7 protein-coding genes and 1 other RNA gene are annotated in these 16,416 nt (G+C 52.0%); 6 read left to right on the top strand and 2 right to left on the bottom strand.

Annotated features, from left to right (window positions below; translation table 11 throughout):
* Positions 1-73 precede the first annotated feature (73 nt).
* From ssrA to ACYQ2T_RS08370, 5 genes are all read left to right on the top strand, one after another.
* Positions 74-427: a transfer-messenger RNA gene (gene ssrA / locus ACYQ2T_RS08350) on the top strand.
* A 425-nt stretch (positions 428-852) separates the two neighbouring features.
* Positions 853-2,280 (top strand): HNH endonuclease domain-containing protein, encoded by a 1,428-nt coding sequence (locus tag ACYQ2T_RS08355; protein ID WP_459899921.1) that lies wholly within the window; start codon positions 853-855, stop codon positions 2,278-2,280.
* A gap of 233 nt (positions 2,281-2,513) precedes the next feature.
* Positions 2,514-6,845, top strand: coding sequence for an NACHT domain-containing antiphage protein HyoA (hyoA, locus tag ACYQ2T_RS08360; RefSeq protein ID WP_459899922.1), 4,332 nt, complete (start codon positions 2,514-2,516; stop codon positions 6,843-6,845).
* 570 nt (positions 6,846-7,415) lie between these two features.
* Complete coding sequence (locus tag ACYQ2T_RS08365) at positions 7,416-8,096, top strand: hypothetical protein (RefSeq protein ID WP_459899923.1); 681 nt, start codon at positions 7,416-7,418, stop codon at positions 8,094-8,096.
* A gap of 160 nt (positions 8,097-8,256) precedes the next feature.
* Positions 8,257-8,724, top strand: a complete 468-nt coding sequence (locus ACYQ2T_RS08370) for a hypothetical protein (RefSeq protein ID WP_459899924.1) — start codon at positions 8,257-8,259, stop codon at positions 8,722-8,724.
* A gap of 92 nt (positions 8,725-8,816) precedes the next feature.
* Here ACYQ2T_RS08370 and ACYQ2T_RS08375 read toward each other — a convergent pair whose 3' ends face one another.
* Positions 8,817-13,148: a PLxRFG domain-containing protein gene (locus ACYQ2T_RS08375; RefSeq protein WP_459899925.1), complete on the bottom strand. Its 4,332-nt coding sequence runs from the start codon at positions 13,146-13,148 to the stop codon at positions 8,817-8,819.
* 93 nt (positions 13,149-13,241) lie between these two features.
* The gene (locus tag ACYQ2T_RS08380) at positions 13,242-13,880 is read right to left on the bottom strand and encodes a hypothetical protein (RefSeq protein ID WP_459899926.1); all 639 of its coding nucleotides are present in this window, start codon (positions 13,878-13,880) and stop codon (positions 13,242-13,244) included.
* Between the two features lie 1,086 nt (positions 13,881-14,966).
* Here ACYQ2T_RS08380 and ACYQ2T_RS08385 point away from each other — a divergent pair.
* Positions 14,967-16,364, top strand: a complete 1,398-nt coding sequence (locus ACYQ2T_RS08385; RefSeq protein ID WP_459899927.1) for an alanine/glycine:cation symporter family protein — start codon at positions 14,967-14,969, stop codon at positions 16,362-16,364.
* Positions 16,365-16,416: the final 52 nt, after the last annotated feature.

Genomic DNA, 16,416 nt, shown 5'->3' on the forward strand with positions numbered 1-16,416 from the left:
AATTTTCCCGAACACCCCATGACCCCCTTGCCAAATCTTGAAAAGTCCCTATATTCCCCCTAGCTCTTTGATTGGGGGCGACCAGGTTTCGACGGGGATGGTTGAAGCCAAGGTTGCAGGCCGAGGCGCCGCTGGCCTCGTAAAAAAGCGGCAAGGCTATAAATGCCAATGATACCGAATACGCTCTGGCAGCTTAATTAGCCAGCACTTAACCGATGGATGCCTGATAAATCGGAGCGGTGACAACCCTTTCAGGCTGGCTACTGATTCGCGTTCGCCGGAATCAGGGCGAGAACCAAGGTGAACTGGCCGTGCGCAAGCCTGTCCGTCGGCGGGCAATCGGTAAGACACAAATGATGGACTAAGCCTGTAGACGCCTTGTGTGGAGCATTCTCGGACGGGGGTTCGATTCCCCCCGCCTCCACCAGATACCCCAACAAAATCAAGCCCTTGGATTCGTCCAAGGGCTTTTTTTGGTGGTGAATCGGTGGTGAATGGCATTTCACGTAAGTTGAAAAACCGAAAATCAACTTACGTGCATTTCGCCTCCTAAAAAGAAGCGAGCCGAAGCTCCTCCGACTCGCCTTCACGTGCCCTCTGAGTGGTCACTCATTCAGGGCTATTTCTCTCCCCTTCCTCTTCTCATCATATTATCAAAACGGTCTTTTTCTTGGTGTCAAACATTGCGCAAGCAATGAGTTGGGAATTGATATAGCGTTTCAAAAGATATATCGTCCTTATCCGGTACGGGAAGGCCTGCCCGTATAGCCTTGCTGACACAACTGCTGGCAGCCTCTTCGTCGAGGAGCTGAGACTGCCCTTCATTCTGATTCTCCTCGCAAGGACCAGTTCATGCCGACCCGTCGAGACGCCATCAAGCTCTTCACCGTTGGCGCCATAGGAGCACCAATGACCTGCACGTCTGCGCCACTTCCTGACGGCGTTGCCGCCACCCTTTCAGAAATCACCCTGTCTGAACTGCACGCCAAAGCGCGTGAGCTCCAGAGCGGCGACCGAATTCTTGCCGCTCCTAGGGACATTTCCGAAAAGCTCCTGCTTCGGACCTATGGATTTGAATACATAGATGACGCTGACCAAGGGCTTCTCTTTCAGTTTCTGCCTGCCAGAAACAACAGTATCGAAACAATCTCGTCCATCCTTTACGACGACTCCAAGGTCGCCACATACAAAATCGCCCTACTCCGGGCTCTCGTGGACATCGCGTCGGGCTTGAGCAGCGAGCTTGTCGAGTTTCATACCGAGGATGGGCAGGATTACGCCTTCATCCCCTACGGACTCGTTTGCCTTCAGTGGATCAAGTATTACTGGCCTCTTGTGGAGAAAGGCATTCCACAGATTACCCGTGGAACGAACATGGCCTTTGAGGATGAACTGCGCGAAGTAATGAAGCTAGCCAAATCGCAGTTCGGTCTCTGCCCCATGACGCAGTTCATCGCGGAGTTTAAGAAAGGGTTTGAGCAGGCTTCGCCGTTTTACGGCCCTACGCGTAAGCTCATGACCAGTTTGCGTAGAACCATTATGGAAGGCCCCGTGCGGCACGCCGGAAGACCGGAAACCTTCGTCAGCTCCGCTAGGCACTTCTACGCGATAGCCCACAATCTTTCATCATTTGCCGATTACATATCCACCCGCGGAGCCATTCGGTTGCCCGTGGATCTCTTCTTCGAGATGAAAGTCTTCGGCAATATCCTGTCCGACGCAATCGCCGTAAAATGGGCTCAGGAGAGCGTCCGCCTCTCAGCGCGGCGTGATGCCCCTAAAAGCCTTACGGACATCCTCCCGGCGATTCTGACCGAGGAAATCGAGTCCCGAGATCAAAGCCTCGCCCGTGAAGTCGCCCTGGAGTACCTCGACCGATTCGGGCAGCTTCGCTGCGTCTACTCAAACGCCCAGCTCCGGGCGAGCAACTTCGCCATGGACCACATCCTGCCCTACTCTATCTTCTACAATAACGACCTCTGGAATCTCATGCCGTCCAAACCCAGCATCAACACCCAGAAGTCCGACAAAATCCCCAGCATCACCACCCTCGAAGCCGCACGCCCCCACTTCTACACGTTCTGGGACTTTGCGGCCTCGGCCAAGCCAAGAATCTTTGCCGGAGAGATGCGGTCTACGCTTGGGATCAAGGTGGGCGATGGAGACTGGAAAGAGCCGCTCTTCGGCGCACTTGCACGGCAGGCGGATGTGACTGCTGAACATCGGGGGATGGAGAGGTGGGGAATGAATAAAATTAAGGGGCTGCTACACAGATGTTAAATGGAGCAGAATTCCTTTTCATGCCAAAGATGTTAATCCTGATTTTATTACAGAGTTTTGGACGCGGAGTTATCCATGCTTTGGGCGGTTGGTGATGGTACTAGTTCACGTGACGCGTCGTTGAGAAATTACGAGCTTGTGAATAGCTGCGACAATCTTGAAACTAGTAGACATAAAGGCGACTAGTCAGTGGTGTGTAATGTTTGTTTGATTGATGAAGGAGGCGTTTCGAATTGTGCGATCAGCCTGTGCCAGTAGTTCGTTTTTTTTCACCTGTAAGGAAATCGGATACAGACTCCAATGATCAGGAGTTGCAAAATTTTCTGAGTGGTCGTGAGCGCGTAAATTGGGATGATATCGAAAAAGAGTTTCGGACAGTTATCCTTGCAGAAGCTGGCGCAGGGAAAACTTATGAAATGGAAACACGTGCAACGTCTATGGATGAAGCTGGAAAAGCATCCTTTTTTATCCGAATAGAAGACATTGAGGATGGATTCGATTCGGCTTTTGAGGTTGGTAGCGCGGATGGCTTCGAAAAATGGCTGCAATCTCAAGATGAGGCCTGGTTTTTTCTCGACTCAATAGATGAAGCACGATTGAAGAACCAACGCCTTTTCAAAAAAGCGATTGAGCGTTTTGCAAATCGTATTAAACCAGCGCAGCATCGCGCGCATATTATTATATCAAGTCGTCCTTATGCTTGGCGTTCACGCTCTGATAGTGATCTACTTAATAAGCTGTTGCCTTTCGAAAGGCCAAAGACAGAGGCTGTAAGTGTTGAACAGAATGATGTTGTAGAGACGAAACCAAAGAAAGATACTGAACAAAAAAGTGCCCTATGTGTCTATTATTTAGATCCTCTCAGTGAAGATGACGTTCGCGTTTTTGCTAAGCACCGCAACGTATTGAATATTGACCAGTTAATTATTCATCTTCAACGTGCAAATCTTATGTCGTTGGCAGGAAGGCCGTTTGATCTTAATGGAATTCTTGTGAAATGGGAATCGGATCAGCGGTTGGGTGGACGGCTTGAATTGTTGCGGCACAATATTGATTTTCGTTTGAAGGAGATTGATCCCGACAGAGCGCAAGACCAGACCCTTAGTCTCGATAAGGCACGGTGTGGCGCTAGATTGCTTTCTGCAGCGGTTATCTTGACTGGTAAACGTGGGATTTGTGTCCCCGACACAAATCAATCCATAGAGGGGCTTGATGCGGAAGCTGTTCTGGACGATTGGAAGGCTTCAGAGGTCTATGAATTATTGGGACGTGGAATATTTAATGATGCGCTTTATGGGATGGTTCGTTTTCGACACCGAGAGGTGTGCGAGTTGCTTGCGGCCGAATGGTTCAATGAGCATTTAAGGAGTGGTAATTCGCATCGTGCCGTGGAATCACTTTTTTTTCGTGAACAGTACAAGCATAAGGTCATAACACCTCGGCTACGGCCTGTGTTGTCTTGGCTCATATTGTTCGATGATGCAATTCGTCGTACGGCCGTTGATATTACACCGGAAGTTGTGGTTGAAGGCGGCGATGCTGCACAGTTGCCTCTTAGAGAACGGAAAGCATTGCTCGAAAATATTGTTGAGAGAATAGTCAATAATACAGATGAACATTCTGCACGTGACAATAGCGCAATAGCTCGCATCGCCCAGGCCGACTTAGAAGATGATGCACTTCGTTTGATTACTCTCCATCAAAATAATGACGATGCAATTTTTTTCCTCGCTCGGCTCGTGTGGCAAGGGGAGATGTCTAACTGTTTACCTAAGCTGTCTCAGATTGCGACCACTTCCTCGTGCGGTATCTACGCGCGTATCGCCTCGACACGCGCTGTGATGACATGCGGCACTCTAGACCAAAAGCTGGACCTGTGGCGAAAGCTGATCGGATTGCAAGAGAGATTGCCTCTTAGGATTTTTGCAGAAATCATCGAAGAAGCCGAAGCTAATGAGTTATCTGTATCACTCTTGCTCGAGTCAATCGATAAGATAGAAGCTCCACAGCGCTTTGACTCATCAGGGGTGAAAGACGCTCTTCATGGGTTTATTGATCGAGTGCCCTTTGAGACTCCTCCGAGTGGCACATCTCCCTTAATGCAGCTCGTCATTGGGATGAATAATTTTCTCAAGAAAAGACCTTATATTGAACGGAGAGAGTGTCATGTTTCAAAGACTTATAAATGGTTGCTTGGACCTGCCACTCATGCTGTTGAACGGTTGGTGGAATGGCGTCAGAAGGATGCCTTAAAGGCAGAAGCGTTGGCCATTATGCGCAAGGTGCCTATGTCACGCGCTTGGGATGATGACAATTTTGACAACTATAAGGAACGTCTACATGAACTTGTCCCCCGTTGGACCGATCTCAATGACGCGTTGTTTTGGGTTACTGTAGAAGAAGCGCGGGCACAGATTGCAACTGATAGAAATCAAAGTTTAACTGAATATTGGCAAGTGCAATGGATGGAGCACTATTGGAGTTTTTCATCAGATAGATTTTATGACGTCCTTCATTTCATTTCTCAAAGAGATGTCGAAGATGACAAGTTAGTTGCGCTGTCGCTTGCACATCAACTGTTTGCAGATTCGGATATGCCTTCAGACTGGTTAAGTGCTTTAAGAATGGCTGTTCAGGAAACCTTAGCCTTGAAAAAACAGTTGGATACTCTTTTAAATCCGACAATACCTCAGAGTGTTCTTGAGTCTCAACAAGAAGATGAAGAGTGGGCCAAAAAACGAGAACAAAAGAAGGCTAAGCATGCCGAAAATCGCGCGAGGTGGATTGAGGAGTTGAAGGCAAACCCGGATGCTGTCAACTCTCCTCCGGATTTGAAGCCTAATGAAATAACTGATCATCAGTCTTGGCTACTTCAAGAAGTCCGAGACCGCGGTCCGCAGGCAGGTCATTATAATGGATCGGATTGGAAAACGTTATGCATTGATTTTGGGGATGATGTGGCGCGAGCCTACCGCAATGCTGCGGTAGACCGTTGGCGCAAGGTTACACCAGGATTGCGTTCTGCGGGTTATGATACCACTTCAGTACCGTACGCATTGATATTCGCGATGGCGGGGTTGGAGATTGAAGCTCGCGAAAGGGAGGATTTCCCCTGTTATCTTGAAGAAAATGAAATTCGTCATGCTCTGCGGTATATTGTTTGGGAATTGAATGGGTTCCCATCTTGGCTAGAGGTAATCCACCGGGTATATCCGCAACTCGTATCAAAAGCGGTGCTAACAGAACTGTTTTGGGAACTGGAGAATACCGAATCGGACCAATCTCAGCATTATATTTTACATGATTTGGTCTACTATGCACCATGGTTGCACTCTTCGTTAGTCAATCCGCTTCTTGAATGGATGGGGACTAATGAAATATTGAATCAAGAAGCACTCGGGCATTGTATTCAGATCGTGACCAGTGGGGGAGCTACCATTCATAGCCTTCTCCCTCTGGTCCAATCTAAAATTAATACTGGCGGGTCGGTCGAACAACTGGTGGTTTGGTATGCGATTTGGGTAGACGTAGATGCCGTGGATGGCATCCCTAAACTGGAGGAATGGCTTAGATCTCAACAGAATTTTGAAGACGCCTCACGCGCAGCACAATTATTCATTACACGCCTGATGGGAGGGCGTCGGTTGGGGAAAACTGGAGCTACATATTGGAGTTTCCGCAATGCAGACCACCTGAAAGATCTTTATGTGATGATGCATCAGTATATTCGGGTAGAAGACGATATCGAGCGTGCGGGTACAGGCGTTTATTCCCCGGTTTTGCGCGACGATGCACAGGAAGCGCGAAATGACTTGTTTGCCGAGTTGACTCAGATACGAGGCAAACAGGCATATGAGGCGCTTTCTGAATTGGCGCAAGATCACCCGGACCCGAGCTCTCGGTCTTGGATGGCTAAACTGGCGTTAAAGCGGGCTGAAGAGGATGCTGATCTAGAGCTATGGTCCGCATCACAGGTGCGTGAGTTTGATCAAGACCAAACGATCACACCAGCAACGCATCGCCAGCTATTCGATTTAACTGTTGCTCGATTGAATGATCTTCTGGCTTGGCTCGAACAGGGAAATGATAGCCCATACAAGACGTGGAAAAGGCCTGATGGCGAAACAGAAATGCGCAATCTTGTAGCTGGTTGGCTGAATGTCCATTCTTTAGGCCGCTATAGTTGTGCGCAAGAAAATGAGCTTCCCAATGGACAACGGCCGGATATCTGGACTCAAGTTCCGGGTGTTTCTTCAGTCCCTATCGAGTTGAAACTACTTGATAAGAATTGGACTGGACCAAAACTTTGCGAACGATTACGCAACCAACTTGCTGGAGACTACTTGCGTGCAGAAACAGCAGGTTGTGGAGTTATGCTTTTAATTTGGCAAGGCCGATCGGAACGACAGAGCTGGAAAATTGACGGTCGTAACGTTACACTTGCGAAACTAAAAGAGGAACTTGAAACTTACTGGAATTCTATAGCCAGTACTTTCCCCAGAGTCGAGGCGATTGAGGTAATCTTGATCGACCTCACTGTGCGAGAGAAAAAATCCAGTATATGATCCTGCTACACAAGAATGGAGGGTCAAGTAAGCGACCTAATAGGTTAGTTCTCGGGCACATTTTTAGGCACAGTCACACGATGGAACTCCACGAAAGCTGAAGATGACCAACGCTGTTTTACTATAGATGATTCTGATCCAGCATCCTTTAGCTTCTTTTTAAGCTCCTTGATGTACCGTTGTTCATTGAGGCTATTTGTCTTGGCCTAGAAAAGCGATGTATCCATGCTGCGGCATGTGTCACGTCGCAAAGGTAGATAAAATCTTCGCCAAACCTAAGGCCCTCAGCGACATCTGTCATGGGGTAGTACGCCCATATTTATCAACCATGAGTATAGTGTTTTGTTTGAATTCTGCATCATCTGTCCTGTGAGTTTTGCTCATCCACGTCTCCTGTTTGGTCGTCAGGATAGTGGATTAACACCGTGTCCACAACTCTGTAGTAGAATTACACATCTGGAATAATAAACTTCATCGGTTTTACCCTGCAATTTTATCCTGAAGTTGAACCTAATAATGTAGACACAAATGCAAATCACATTTTCAAATATATAAAAATAGAGACTGATTATGAAACAGTTTTTGCGTTTTCAAATATCAGGATTGACGAGTTTGTTATGGTTCCTGCTTTTCTTTTACCCTTATGTGGATTTAGCTGATAGTGGAATATCAACCAGCAAGGGCGTAATCGCATTTTGCCTATCTTTTGTTACTCTTGCACTTCCACTAGGAACAATAGTTCATCAAATTTCTATAACGCTATTTAGTCCTTTTAGGAAAAATCGTTTTTTTATTTTAAAAAGAAAGGCCTTGTGCGAAATTAATGATTTTAAACCTTTCAGGATGCAAGATGCGCACAAATTGAAACAATACAAACTTGCACTAATTAAAGGCACAAAAGTGTGTCATAAAATTAGCAACAAAGAAGTGTCACTAGACACAAGTGCCATCTCAAAAGAAATAAGCAATAGGTATTCTTACTACTATCTCAGAGTTGATAATGGAATTGTTGCTCCGAGTATAGGATTCATAATATTTTTCTACTTCAAGAGCATATCCCTCGCTCATGATTGCACATTTTTGAGAGAGCCTGCTGGAGACTATCTTTGCTCAATATTGTTTGTAGTATTCCTCTATGTGATTTTAATGATGTGGCATGTCCCAACTATACTTAGTGAAATTGATGACCTTGAACGTACCATGATTCGATTCTATAAAAAAAACTTCCCATCTTTGTTTAGTAATTGCTAAATAGTAATATGCATATCGCAAAACGGCGTAACAGCACTTATATGTTGTATAAGTATTGGCAGTCTAGAGGCCATGCAGCATAGCCTGTATGTCTGTATATTTTACTTTTTAATTTGTGTATTCAACGGAGTTTAATTTTATATGCGGGGTGCTGGGAATCATGAATATTAAACGTGGATTGTTTAGGATGTGGGTTGTATTGAGCATTGTTTGGATCGCAGCCTGCCTCTGGACTTCAAAAGATTTGTTATTAAATTCTGAATTTAGAATTCAAGTACCCGTCTTTAAGCAAGAGCCAGTCATATCTTTTCCTTATGATGTTGAATTAGACAAGGCAGCATTAGCGTTGGGTGAACTATGGGATAAAAAGTGGAAAAGCAAAGAGGTGATCTTTCAAAAAAGTTATGAATCTAATCTCAAACCAATATTCATGTTGCCATACAGATGGGAATCAGCAAAGACGAAAGAAGAGTTTGTGTTTGCATCAATATCTTGCATGAAAAACAAGATTACAAAACGCAATAAAAAATTATGGATTGTTGTGGCTCATAGTTTTTTGCCTCCAATACTAGCATTTATCAGTGGCTGTGCGCTTTTGTGGGTAATTTTGGGATTCAAAAAACATTAGATAACCTACGAAGTTAGGACTTGAACATACTTGTGGCGTGGCTTCTACATACGATGTTTTCACAATTTGATTGTTCATATTGTGTGTCCATTCTAGTGCTGGGCATTTCGCGATAACTTCCCCCGCACTAACCCCGGCAGCGGCTTAATCATGAACTGCTCCTTCCCGGCCTCATGCATGCGCTTATTCCATTTAAGGCGCTCGCGCATGGCTTTGCGTCGTGCTTTTTCGTCGCCTGATCTGACGGCCTGTAGGTAGTCGTAGACGAGCTGTTTTTGTTTGCTTTGCCGAAAATTCTTGAGGTCTTCGGCTATGGAGTAGGCGTCCCAGCTTTTGGTGCGGCTGAGGGGTTGGAAGCCGATTGCCTGGGCTATGGCTTCCTCTGCGGTGAGGCGGTGAGCCTCGGTTTCGCCGGGGAGTGCTATGGGGCGGCCTGAGCGGGTGTAGGCGCCTTTGGTGGTGAGCCGGTGGGCCTTGAGGATGTTGGCGAGGCCTGCGGGGAGTATTTCTTCCAGCGCCCTGCCCGTGTTGCCCTGGCGCAGGTATCCTGCAGCGAGGCCGATGTCCTCTATCAGCGCCACGGGGACGCCGAGGATTTCGAGGCTGTTGTCGAGGACCTGATCCGTAAGCTGCTGGTCGTATTCGATGCGCTCAAACACCGGCAGTTCCATGCCCAGCGATCCGGAGAGGTTCACGCCGAGGAGCGCGGGCACGCCATAGGTGGCCGCATCGCGCGCCTCGGGGCTCTCGAAGTAGCTCCGGACCATCTCTGTAGGGTCTTCTCCGAAGAACTGGCGTACGATGGACGCAAACATCTTGTAGAGCGGCAACGCCGTGACGCCACCGAACAGCGCCGTCGCGCCAAGGGACATGGCCACTGCCCTTTTCCCGCGCCAGCCCTTCTTCATAAGGAGATTTCGCCACAGGCTCAGCAGGCCGTGGGTGAATGTCCGGAAGGTGTACGCCGTGCTCAGAAACTTGTTGCCGGTGCCGCCCCGGAAGAGCTCGGGCCGGTTCGACTTGCCGTAGAGGAAATGCGAGTCCAGCACCACGGTTTCTGCGTATTCACGGGCGTCTTCGTAGCGCCACTTCTGCCCTTTCTTGTATCCCGCCGCCTCAAGCACATCCTTCGCCCGAACCTTCCCGTCCCGCGCGATGCGGTACGCCGCCAGCGCCAGCGAGCATCGGTTGAAGCGCTCCGCCACGGACATGGGCAGGCCCGCCGTCTGCACGATTTTTCCGTAGAGGCCATACGCCTTCCCGGCCACCTGCCCGCGCAGTTCACGCATCATGAGGTCATTGGTGATGCCGGTGTAGTACAAGTCCTCAAGGAGCTTGCGCTCGTCCTGCTTGAGCGCACCAGCCCGCCCGACCTCCTTCACAACGTAGTCCATGGCCGACGTGAAATACGAATGCGCCGTGGCAAACGATGTATCCGCCGACAGCCTCGGAACGCCCGCCACCATATTCTGGGTGAAGTTCAGCGTGGCGGTTTTGAGGTTGTAGCCGAGGTACTTGAGGAAGATGAGCGATTTCACACCCTGAATGATGTGGTCCACGCGGTCGGAGTTCTGGAGCATGTCCTGCACATAGCGCGCGGCGTAGCCGTAAAGCCGCGGCTGTTTGGCGGCGTCGATGTTGTATAGCGCATCCGTAAACGCCCGCGCCGCGTCCATTTTGGAGAGCCAGCCGTACAGCCCGCTCTTGTGCTCCCACAGGATGCGTTCAATGTCGTCCTTTTCGAAGCCGGGTATATCCTGCCGTTTTACGGCATGCCGCCCCCAGCCGCGCGTTTTGAGCACGTCTGAGACAGACCGGTGCAGCAAGTCGCGCAGTTGTCTCTGTTCAGCCGGGTCCTTGCCGCTGCGCTTTACCGCCGTACCAATAACCTGCTCCATGGCGTCCACGGGGATAGAATGGTCATAGACGTCCTCGGGGAGCCCCTGTACTTTGCCATAGTCCCACTTCGCATCGGGGAATTGTTTGCGGATTCCCTTCATCAGGCGCGCCGCTTTCATGTCGCCCAACGTTCCGCCAAAGAAATGCTCACGATACAGCGTATCGCCAGTGCGTGGGTCCGTCGCCTTGATATAGTGCGTACCACGCCGAATATGCGGGAAGTAATTATGGATGCGCCCCATGGACGTGCGGTACCGTTCTATCTCCCCCGGATGCGCCTGCATCTCTCGCATGGTTCGCAAACGGTCATAGACCTTGCGGACATCGTTATCGAGGGACCGACGGATAACGACTACGGCTTTCGCAATCTTCATCGGTACGCCGCGATTCAGCAGAACCTGCCCCAGTTGGATATAGTGCTTTATGTTTTCGCGGCGAATGTTGTGACCGCGCTCATCTTTGCCAACCACCACCGATCGCTTTTCGGTGATGCCCTCCAACTTCTTCCCCTCAATACTCCAGATAACCTTAGTAAGCAGTTTCCGCTCGCGGGCACTCAATCCATCGAAGTGCTCTTTGACCTCCCCCCACGACCGGAGCAGTGCTTCTGTCCGCGCTTCTTCACGTTTGAGTTCGATATGCATGAACGTCCTGAACTGCGGATGGTCCTTGGCAATCCAATATGGTTGCCGGATGACCCTTTCGAGAACGCCGATGTCCTTCTCCTTGAGCAGACGGACCTGCCGCATTTCTTTTGCTGTCTCCCAGAACGTACTGCCTTCGTCCTCCGTAACATGAAAGACAAAGTCCTCAGCTTCGAACGACCGGGAAAAGCGGTGAGCCCCGCTCATACCCATCGCCTCGCGCGGTCCGTGCACCGTCCAGCGCACGGCATCGGCCACAATCTGTCCCATCTCGCCTTCGGAAAGCGTCATCCGGCGACGGCCCACCAGAGCCCGGACGGCGCGCTTCAGTGCGGCCTTCACGCGTTGCCACAGGCTCTTCTCCCGCTGAGTGAGAACGTCGCCGAGGCTGACCCGCTCCGCGATGCGCGCAAGGTGCTCCTCTGCGGCTTCCCGGCGGCCGCTGGGCGTATTCTCCAGCCCGCGCTCTTGCAGAATACTCCGCATCGCATCCCTCGGCGTGGAGCGCGCTACAGCGTTGAGCATGCGCCGGAGCTGTCCGGCGTCCGGGAACAGGCCGCGCAGGCCGTGGTGCAGGCCCTGTTCGTGGAGCCACAGCGCCACCGCGCGGTTCTCCGAGGCGATGTTCTCTGCGATGAAATAGGTTGTGCCCGCCTCTCCGTCATACACGGCCTCCACAAGTCCCGAGCCGCGCTCACGCCGGGCTTTGACCTGAATATCCTCCGGTAGGTCGGAAACGCTTTGGACGACCTCAAGGGGCAGCGCATTCACGGCCCTCGCCTGAAGAGCATCCACAGCCCGCCGCACGCGCTGCGCGCCAATGCCTTTGCCTGCAGCAGGGTCCCAATGGCGGCGGCTGAAGCGTTTCTTCTTGTCCCCAAACTCGCGTTCAAAGGATTCCTCCGCCGTGGGCGTCTCCACGCCGGGCAGGCGCCCCTGCCCGCGCACGCTGGCGACGGCATCCTTGGCGTACCGGTCCCATGCGGCCTTGAACGCCGTGGGCTTCATACCGTCGAGGGCATATGCCAGCCGCACCACATAACGGTCGCCCTTGGACGTATCATCCTCCAGCAGGCTTCCAGTGGCGAAATACTGCCGCAGGTCCGCCATACCCTGCGCGCGCATGCGCACGATCTGCCGTAGCGCGTGCTTGAGCTTGTCCGAGATGTCCCACTCGTCGCCGCGCACCTGCACCTTGGCGACGGCGGGGAGCACGCGGTCTATCTTGCTCAGGGCGGGCGCCGGCGCGGCGTCCAGCAGGTCGAAGTCGTCCACGACACGCCCGCGCAAGGCCAGCTCCACCTGCCGCTTGCCCTCGTCGCTCAAAAGGCCCGTTTCCTTATTCAGGATGCGCCCTCTTTGGGACGCCTCCAGAACGCCGTCGGCCTCAAGGGATTCGATGAGCTTTCGCGAGCCGGGCTGATTCAGGTACTCCCGGAGCGTCGCATGCCCTTCCAGCGCTTGGGCCAGAATACCCATGGAGCGCTCCGAAACCATGCGCCCGCGGCTGACGCCCTCGGCCTTGGCGTCCAGCCCCTGCGTGAACGCCTGATTGTACAGCCGTGCCCGGCGCGCCATGGTCTGCGCGTCCATATCGCCTTCCACGACGCGCACAAGGACGGGCCGCTCAAAGCCGTCAACGGCCTCAGGCTCCAGACCGAACAGCACGGCCTTCTGCCGCAGGGCCTCGCGGTACGTAGCCGCGTCGCCGCCGTCGTAGGCAAGCTGGATGGACATGGCGCGGGAGTTACCGCCAAGGACAACGCCCGCATCGGTGACGATGGGCGGGCCATTTATGGCGTCGGGATTGTCGGAGACCACAAAGCGCGGATCAAGGCTGGCGGCATTCCGCCGGACCTTCTGCTGCTCTGCCGGGTCCAAATGGTAGGGGCGTTCCTGTACGCCGTCGGGATAGCTGGGATTCTTTTGGAAATTGTGCTTAAAGCCCGGGTAATTCCCCAGTACACAACTCTCCTACAAAGTTTCCCACCAGAAGTCAGCATTGGGGTTGGAGGCGACTGAGGGGGTCCAGGTTTGGCCGTCTGTTGATTCTTGGACATTGTAGATTTTTGTTCCTCCCAGAGCGAGCCACTCAAATTCAACCCCTCTGTCCCAATCCGGCGGTGTTTGCTCCGACAGGATAGCAATTCTTTGCTGCAAGGGTTTGGTCATAATATTGGCAACAAGCCAAAGCACAAGTGCAGGGTCGCGGGAAAGGTCATGTTTGCCTTTCCAGACATCGCTGCGCCAGATGTCAAACTTGAATATAATTGTAGGATTGAAGCCCTCTCCCCATCCTGTGTCTGCACTCGAACTCGTCATGGAGACGTACTTACTGTATGGGGTTTCGATTGCTCCCGACGTTCTCCGTGACGATTGACTGTGAAGATTACGCAACTCTCGCTCACCAAGGTGTCCGAATTTTGTATCAGCCTCAAGCGGCGCAAACAGCATCAACCATGTTAAATCTGAAGGACGATAACGCTCTCTGTACTGGGCATTGCTGATAAGCCGACCGTTGCGAATTGATCGCTGTTGCCAGGGGACGTTGGTAGCGCGCATCAAGTTGATCATGATGTCCGGTCCACGGTAGGCGACGTTTTTCCACGGCATACATTTCTCCTTGGATGGTTCGCTCTCGCAGTCTACGGTGACGGCAACACACGGAAAACACGACTCATCACGTCTTTACTGTGTTTTTGAACTCGGTTTCCGCTCCCAGCACCCTTGATACGCTTCAATGCTGCAAAATTCTCCAGCACGTGACGCGGCGGCGCCATTCTAGGTCCCTTCTTCCATTATGCTGACGGCTTAAGCGCAGTTCAGCCGCTCCAGACTACCATAAAATGCGTGCAAAGGAAGCGATACCCATGCAATTTCAAGTGCATGGATGCCATTGTCTCCTCATAAATCCACGAAAGTGACCATCCTGGGCCATATTTTGCTTCTTATGTAGACGCAGCCCCCTACGCATTCGCCTCCTTACCCTTCACGTAAGCCAGCCATCCCCACTTTCGCCGCTCTCAGCATTCCACCCGGCCTCTTTTTCGCCCTCATTTTTTTGCTTTTTCCTCCCCTTTTTTTGTCCACTTCCCGCCTCTTCCCCCGGCAACAGTCTTTCCATTACGATATTTGGGGGATAGCGGTGGTTTGCGGCGGGTGCAATGGTCAAAGGTGAGGTGGAGATTGCGGAGCGTAGGAATGGAGCAGGTTCGCGGGTTGTTTGGGACCATTTAGTAGCAAGTGGAAAAGATGAGGGCTTAATCTTTAAGTTTTCGAAAGAAAAGGGTGCGTATATTTTCCAAACAGAAAGAACGCGGGACACAGCAAAAATGCAGGTATTTTAGTGTCTTGTGAGCTTTCATATCCGAAAACAGTATTGACAACGTAAGCCTTTATTTCGTAGCCCCATCATATGCTGCGCGTTATCCGCAACGCGCGAGGATCGTCAGCAGAGCAACACTCCCCTAAGTAATCGAAACTGCACGCAAAGGTCGGATGAGGCCGCTCCGTGGGACGAGCGCCACCGCACCGGCCTGCCGCGCCCTTGAACTGGAGACTGACAAGGCTGTCGCCACCGGCGTCGCCGCGCCTTTGGTCTTGGCTCTTGTGGGCGGGGGCATGCCGATTTTCGGTTGCAAGGGGAATTTTCGATAGTCGCGTATATGGGACTCTGAGATTCGAAACCAAGGGGATAAGATGGACTTTATGACTTCATTGGATGCAATTGTGGCTAAAGCTGGGGCCTTCGCCTGGGGCGTGCCGATGCTCATTCTGCTTGTCGGAACCGGCCTTGTGCTCACCATCGCACTGCGCGGCCTGCAATTCAGAAAATTATGGCATGCCCTTTACCTTGCTCTGGTCAAACGCAAGGACGAATCTGACCAGCAGGGAGATATTTCCCACTTCCAGGCACTGATGACCGCGCTGTCCGCAACCGTTGGCACCGGTAACATTGCAGGTGTTGCCACCGCCATCGCCGTGGGTGGCCCGGGCGCGCTGTTCTGGATGTGGATTACCGGCCTTGTGGGCATGGCCACCAAATACGCTGAGGCCGTGCTGGCCGTGAAGTACCGCGTGGTGGACGAAAACGGCGAGATGAGCGGCGGCCCCATGTATTACATTTCCAAGGGACTCAAGCTGCCGTGGCTGGGCGTTGCCTTTGCTGTGTTCGCATCGTTTGCGGCCTTTGGAATTGGCAATATGGTGCAGTCCAACTCCGTGGCCGACGCTGTGGAAGCCACCTACAGCATCTCCCCGCTTGTGACCGGTCTGGTGCTGATGGTGTGTACCGCCGCAGTCATCCTTGGCGGCATCAAGAAGATTGGTAAGGTTACCGCCTTCTTCGTGCCGATTATGATTGTGTTCTACGTTGCCGGCGCACTGTACATCATCCTTATCAATGCCGCCGAAGTCCCCGGCGCCATCGCTTTCATCGTTGAGCAGGCCTTCAACCCCACGGCTGCCGTTGGCGGCTTTGCCGGTGCCACCATTATGCTGGCCATCCGCATGGGTGTTGCACGTGGCGTGTTCTCCAACGAATCCGGCCTCGGTACGGCTCCCATCGCCGCTGCCGCCGCCAAGACCAACTGTCCCGTGACGCAGGCGCTCATCTCCATGACGCAGACCTTCATCGACACCATCATCGTGTGCTCCATGACTGGTCTGGTACTGGTGCTGACCGGCGTGTGGTCCAGCGGCGCAACGGGCGCAGAGCTGACGACCATGGGCTTTGCCGCTGGCTTCTCCGGTGGTGAGCACATCGTCACCCTTGGTCTGATTCTCTTTGCCTACTCCACCATCCTTGGCTGGAGCTACTACGGCGAGAAGTCCATTGAGTACCTGTTTGGCGTCAAAGCCATCCTGCCCTACCGCATCGTCTTCATCTGCTTTGTGGGTGTGGGCGCTGTGGCAAAGCTCAGCCTTGTCTGGAACATCTCCGATGCCATGAACGGCCTGATGGCCATTCCGAACCTTATCGGCCTGCTGTTCCTGACGCCGGTTGTGGTCTCGGAAACGCGCAAGTACTTTGAAAAGCAGAAAGCGGACGAATCGGGCGAGCTCGAAACCTCCGTTGCCTACGAAAGCCAGGACTAATCCCACCACGGGAGAGCCTTTGTGACGGGCCTTTCTTCTGCGGCGTCAGCCA

This window comes from Desulfobaculum senezii (assembly GCF_054657395.1).

What these genes read in the sequence shown, in the direction of transcription:
- ACYQ2T_RS08355 (WP_459899921.1), top strand. Translation starts at nt 853, where the DNA reads ATGCCGACCCGTCGAGACGCCATCAAGCTCTTCACCGTTGGCGCCATA.
- ACYQ2T_RS08365 (WP_459899923.1), top strand. Translation starts at nt 7,416, where the DNA reads ATGAAACAGTTTTTGCGTTTTCAAATATCAGGATTGACGAGTTTGTTA.
- ACYQ2T_RS08370 (WP_459899924.1), top strand. Translation starts at nt 8,257, where the DNA reads ATGAATATTAAACGTGGATTGTTTAGGATGTGGGTTGTATTGAGCATT.
- ACYQ2T_RS08380 (WP_459899926.1), bottom strand. Translation starts at nt 13,880, where the DNA reads ATGCCGTGGAAAAACGTCGCCTACCGTGGACCGGACATCATGATCAAC.
- ACYQ2T_RS08385 (WP_459899927.1), top strand. Translation starts at nt 14,967, where the DNA reads ATGGACTTTATGACTTCATTGGATGCAATTGTGGCTAAAGCTGGGGCC.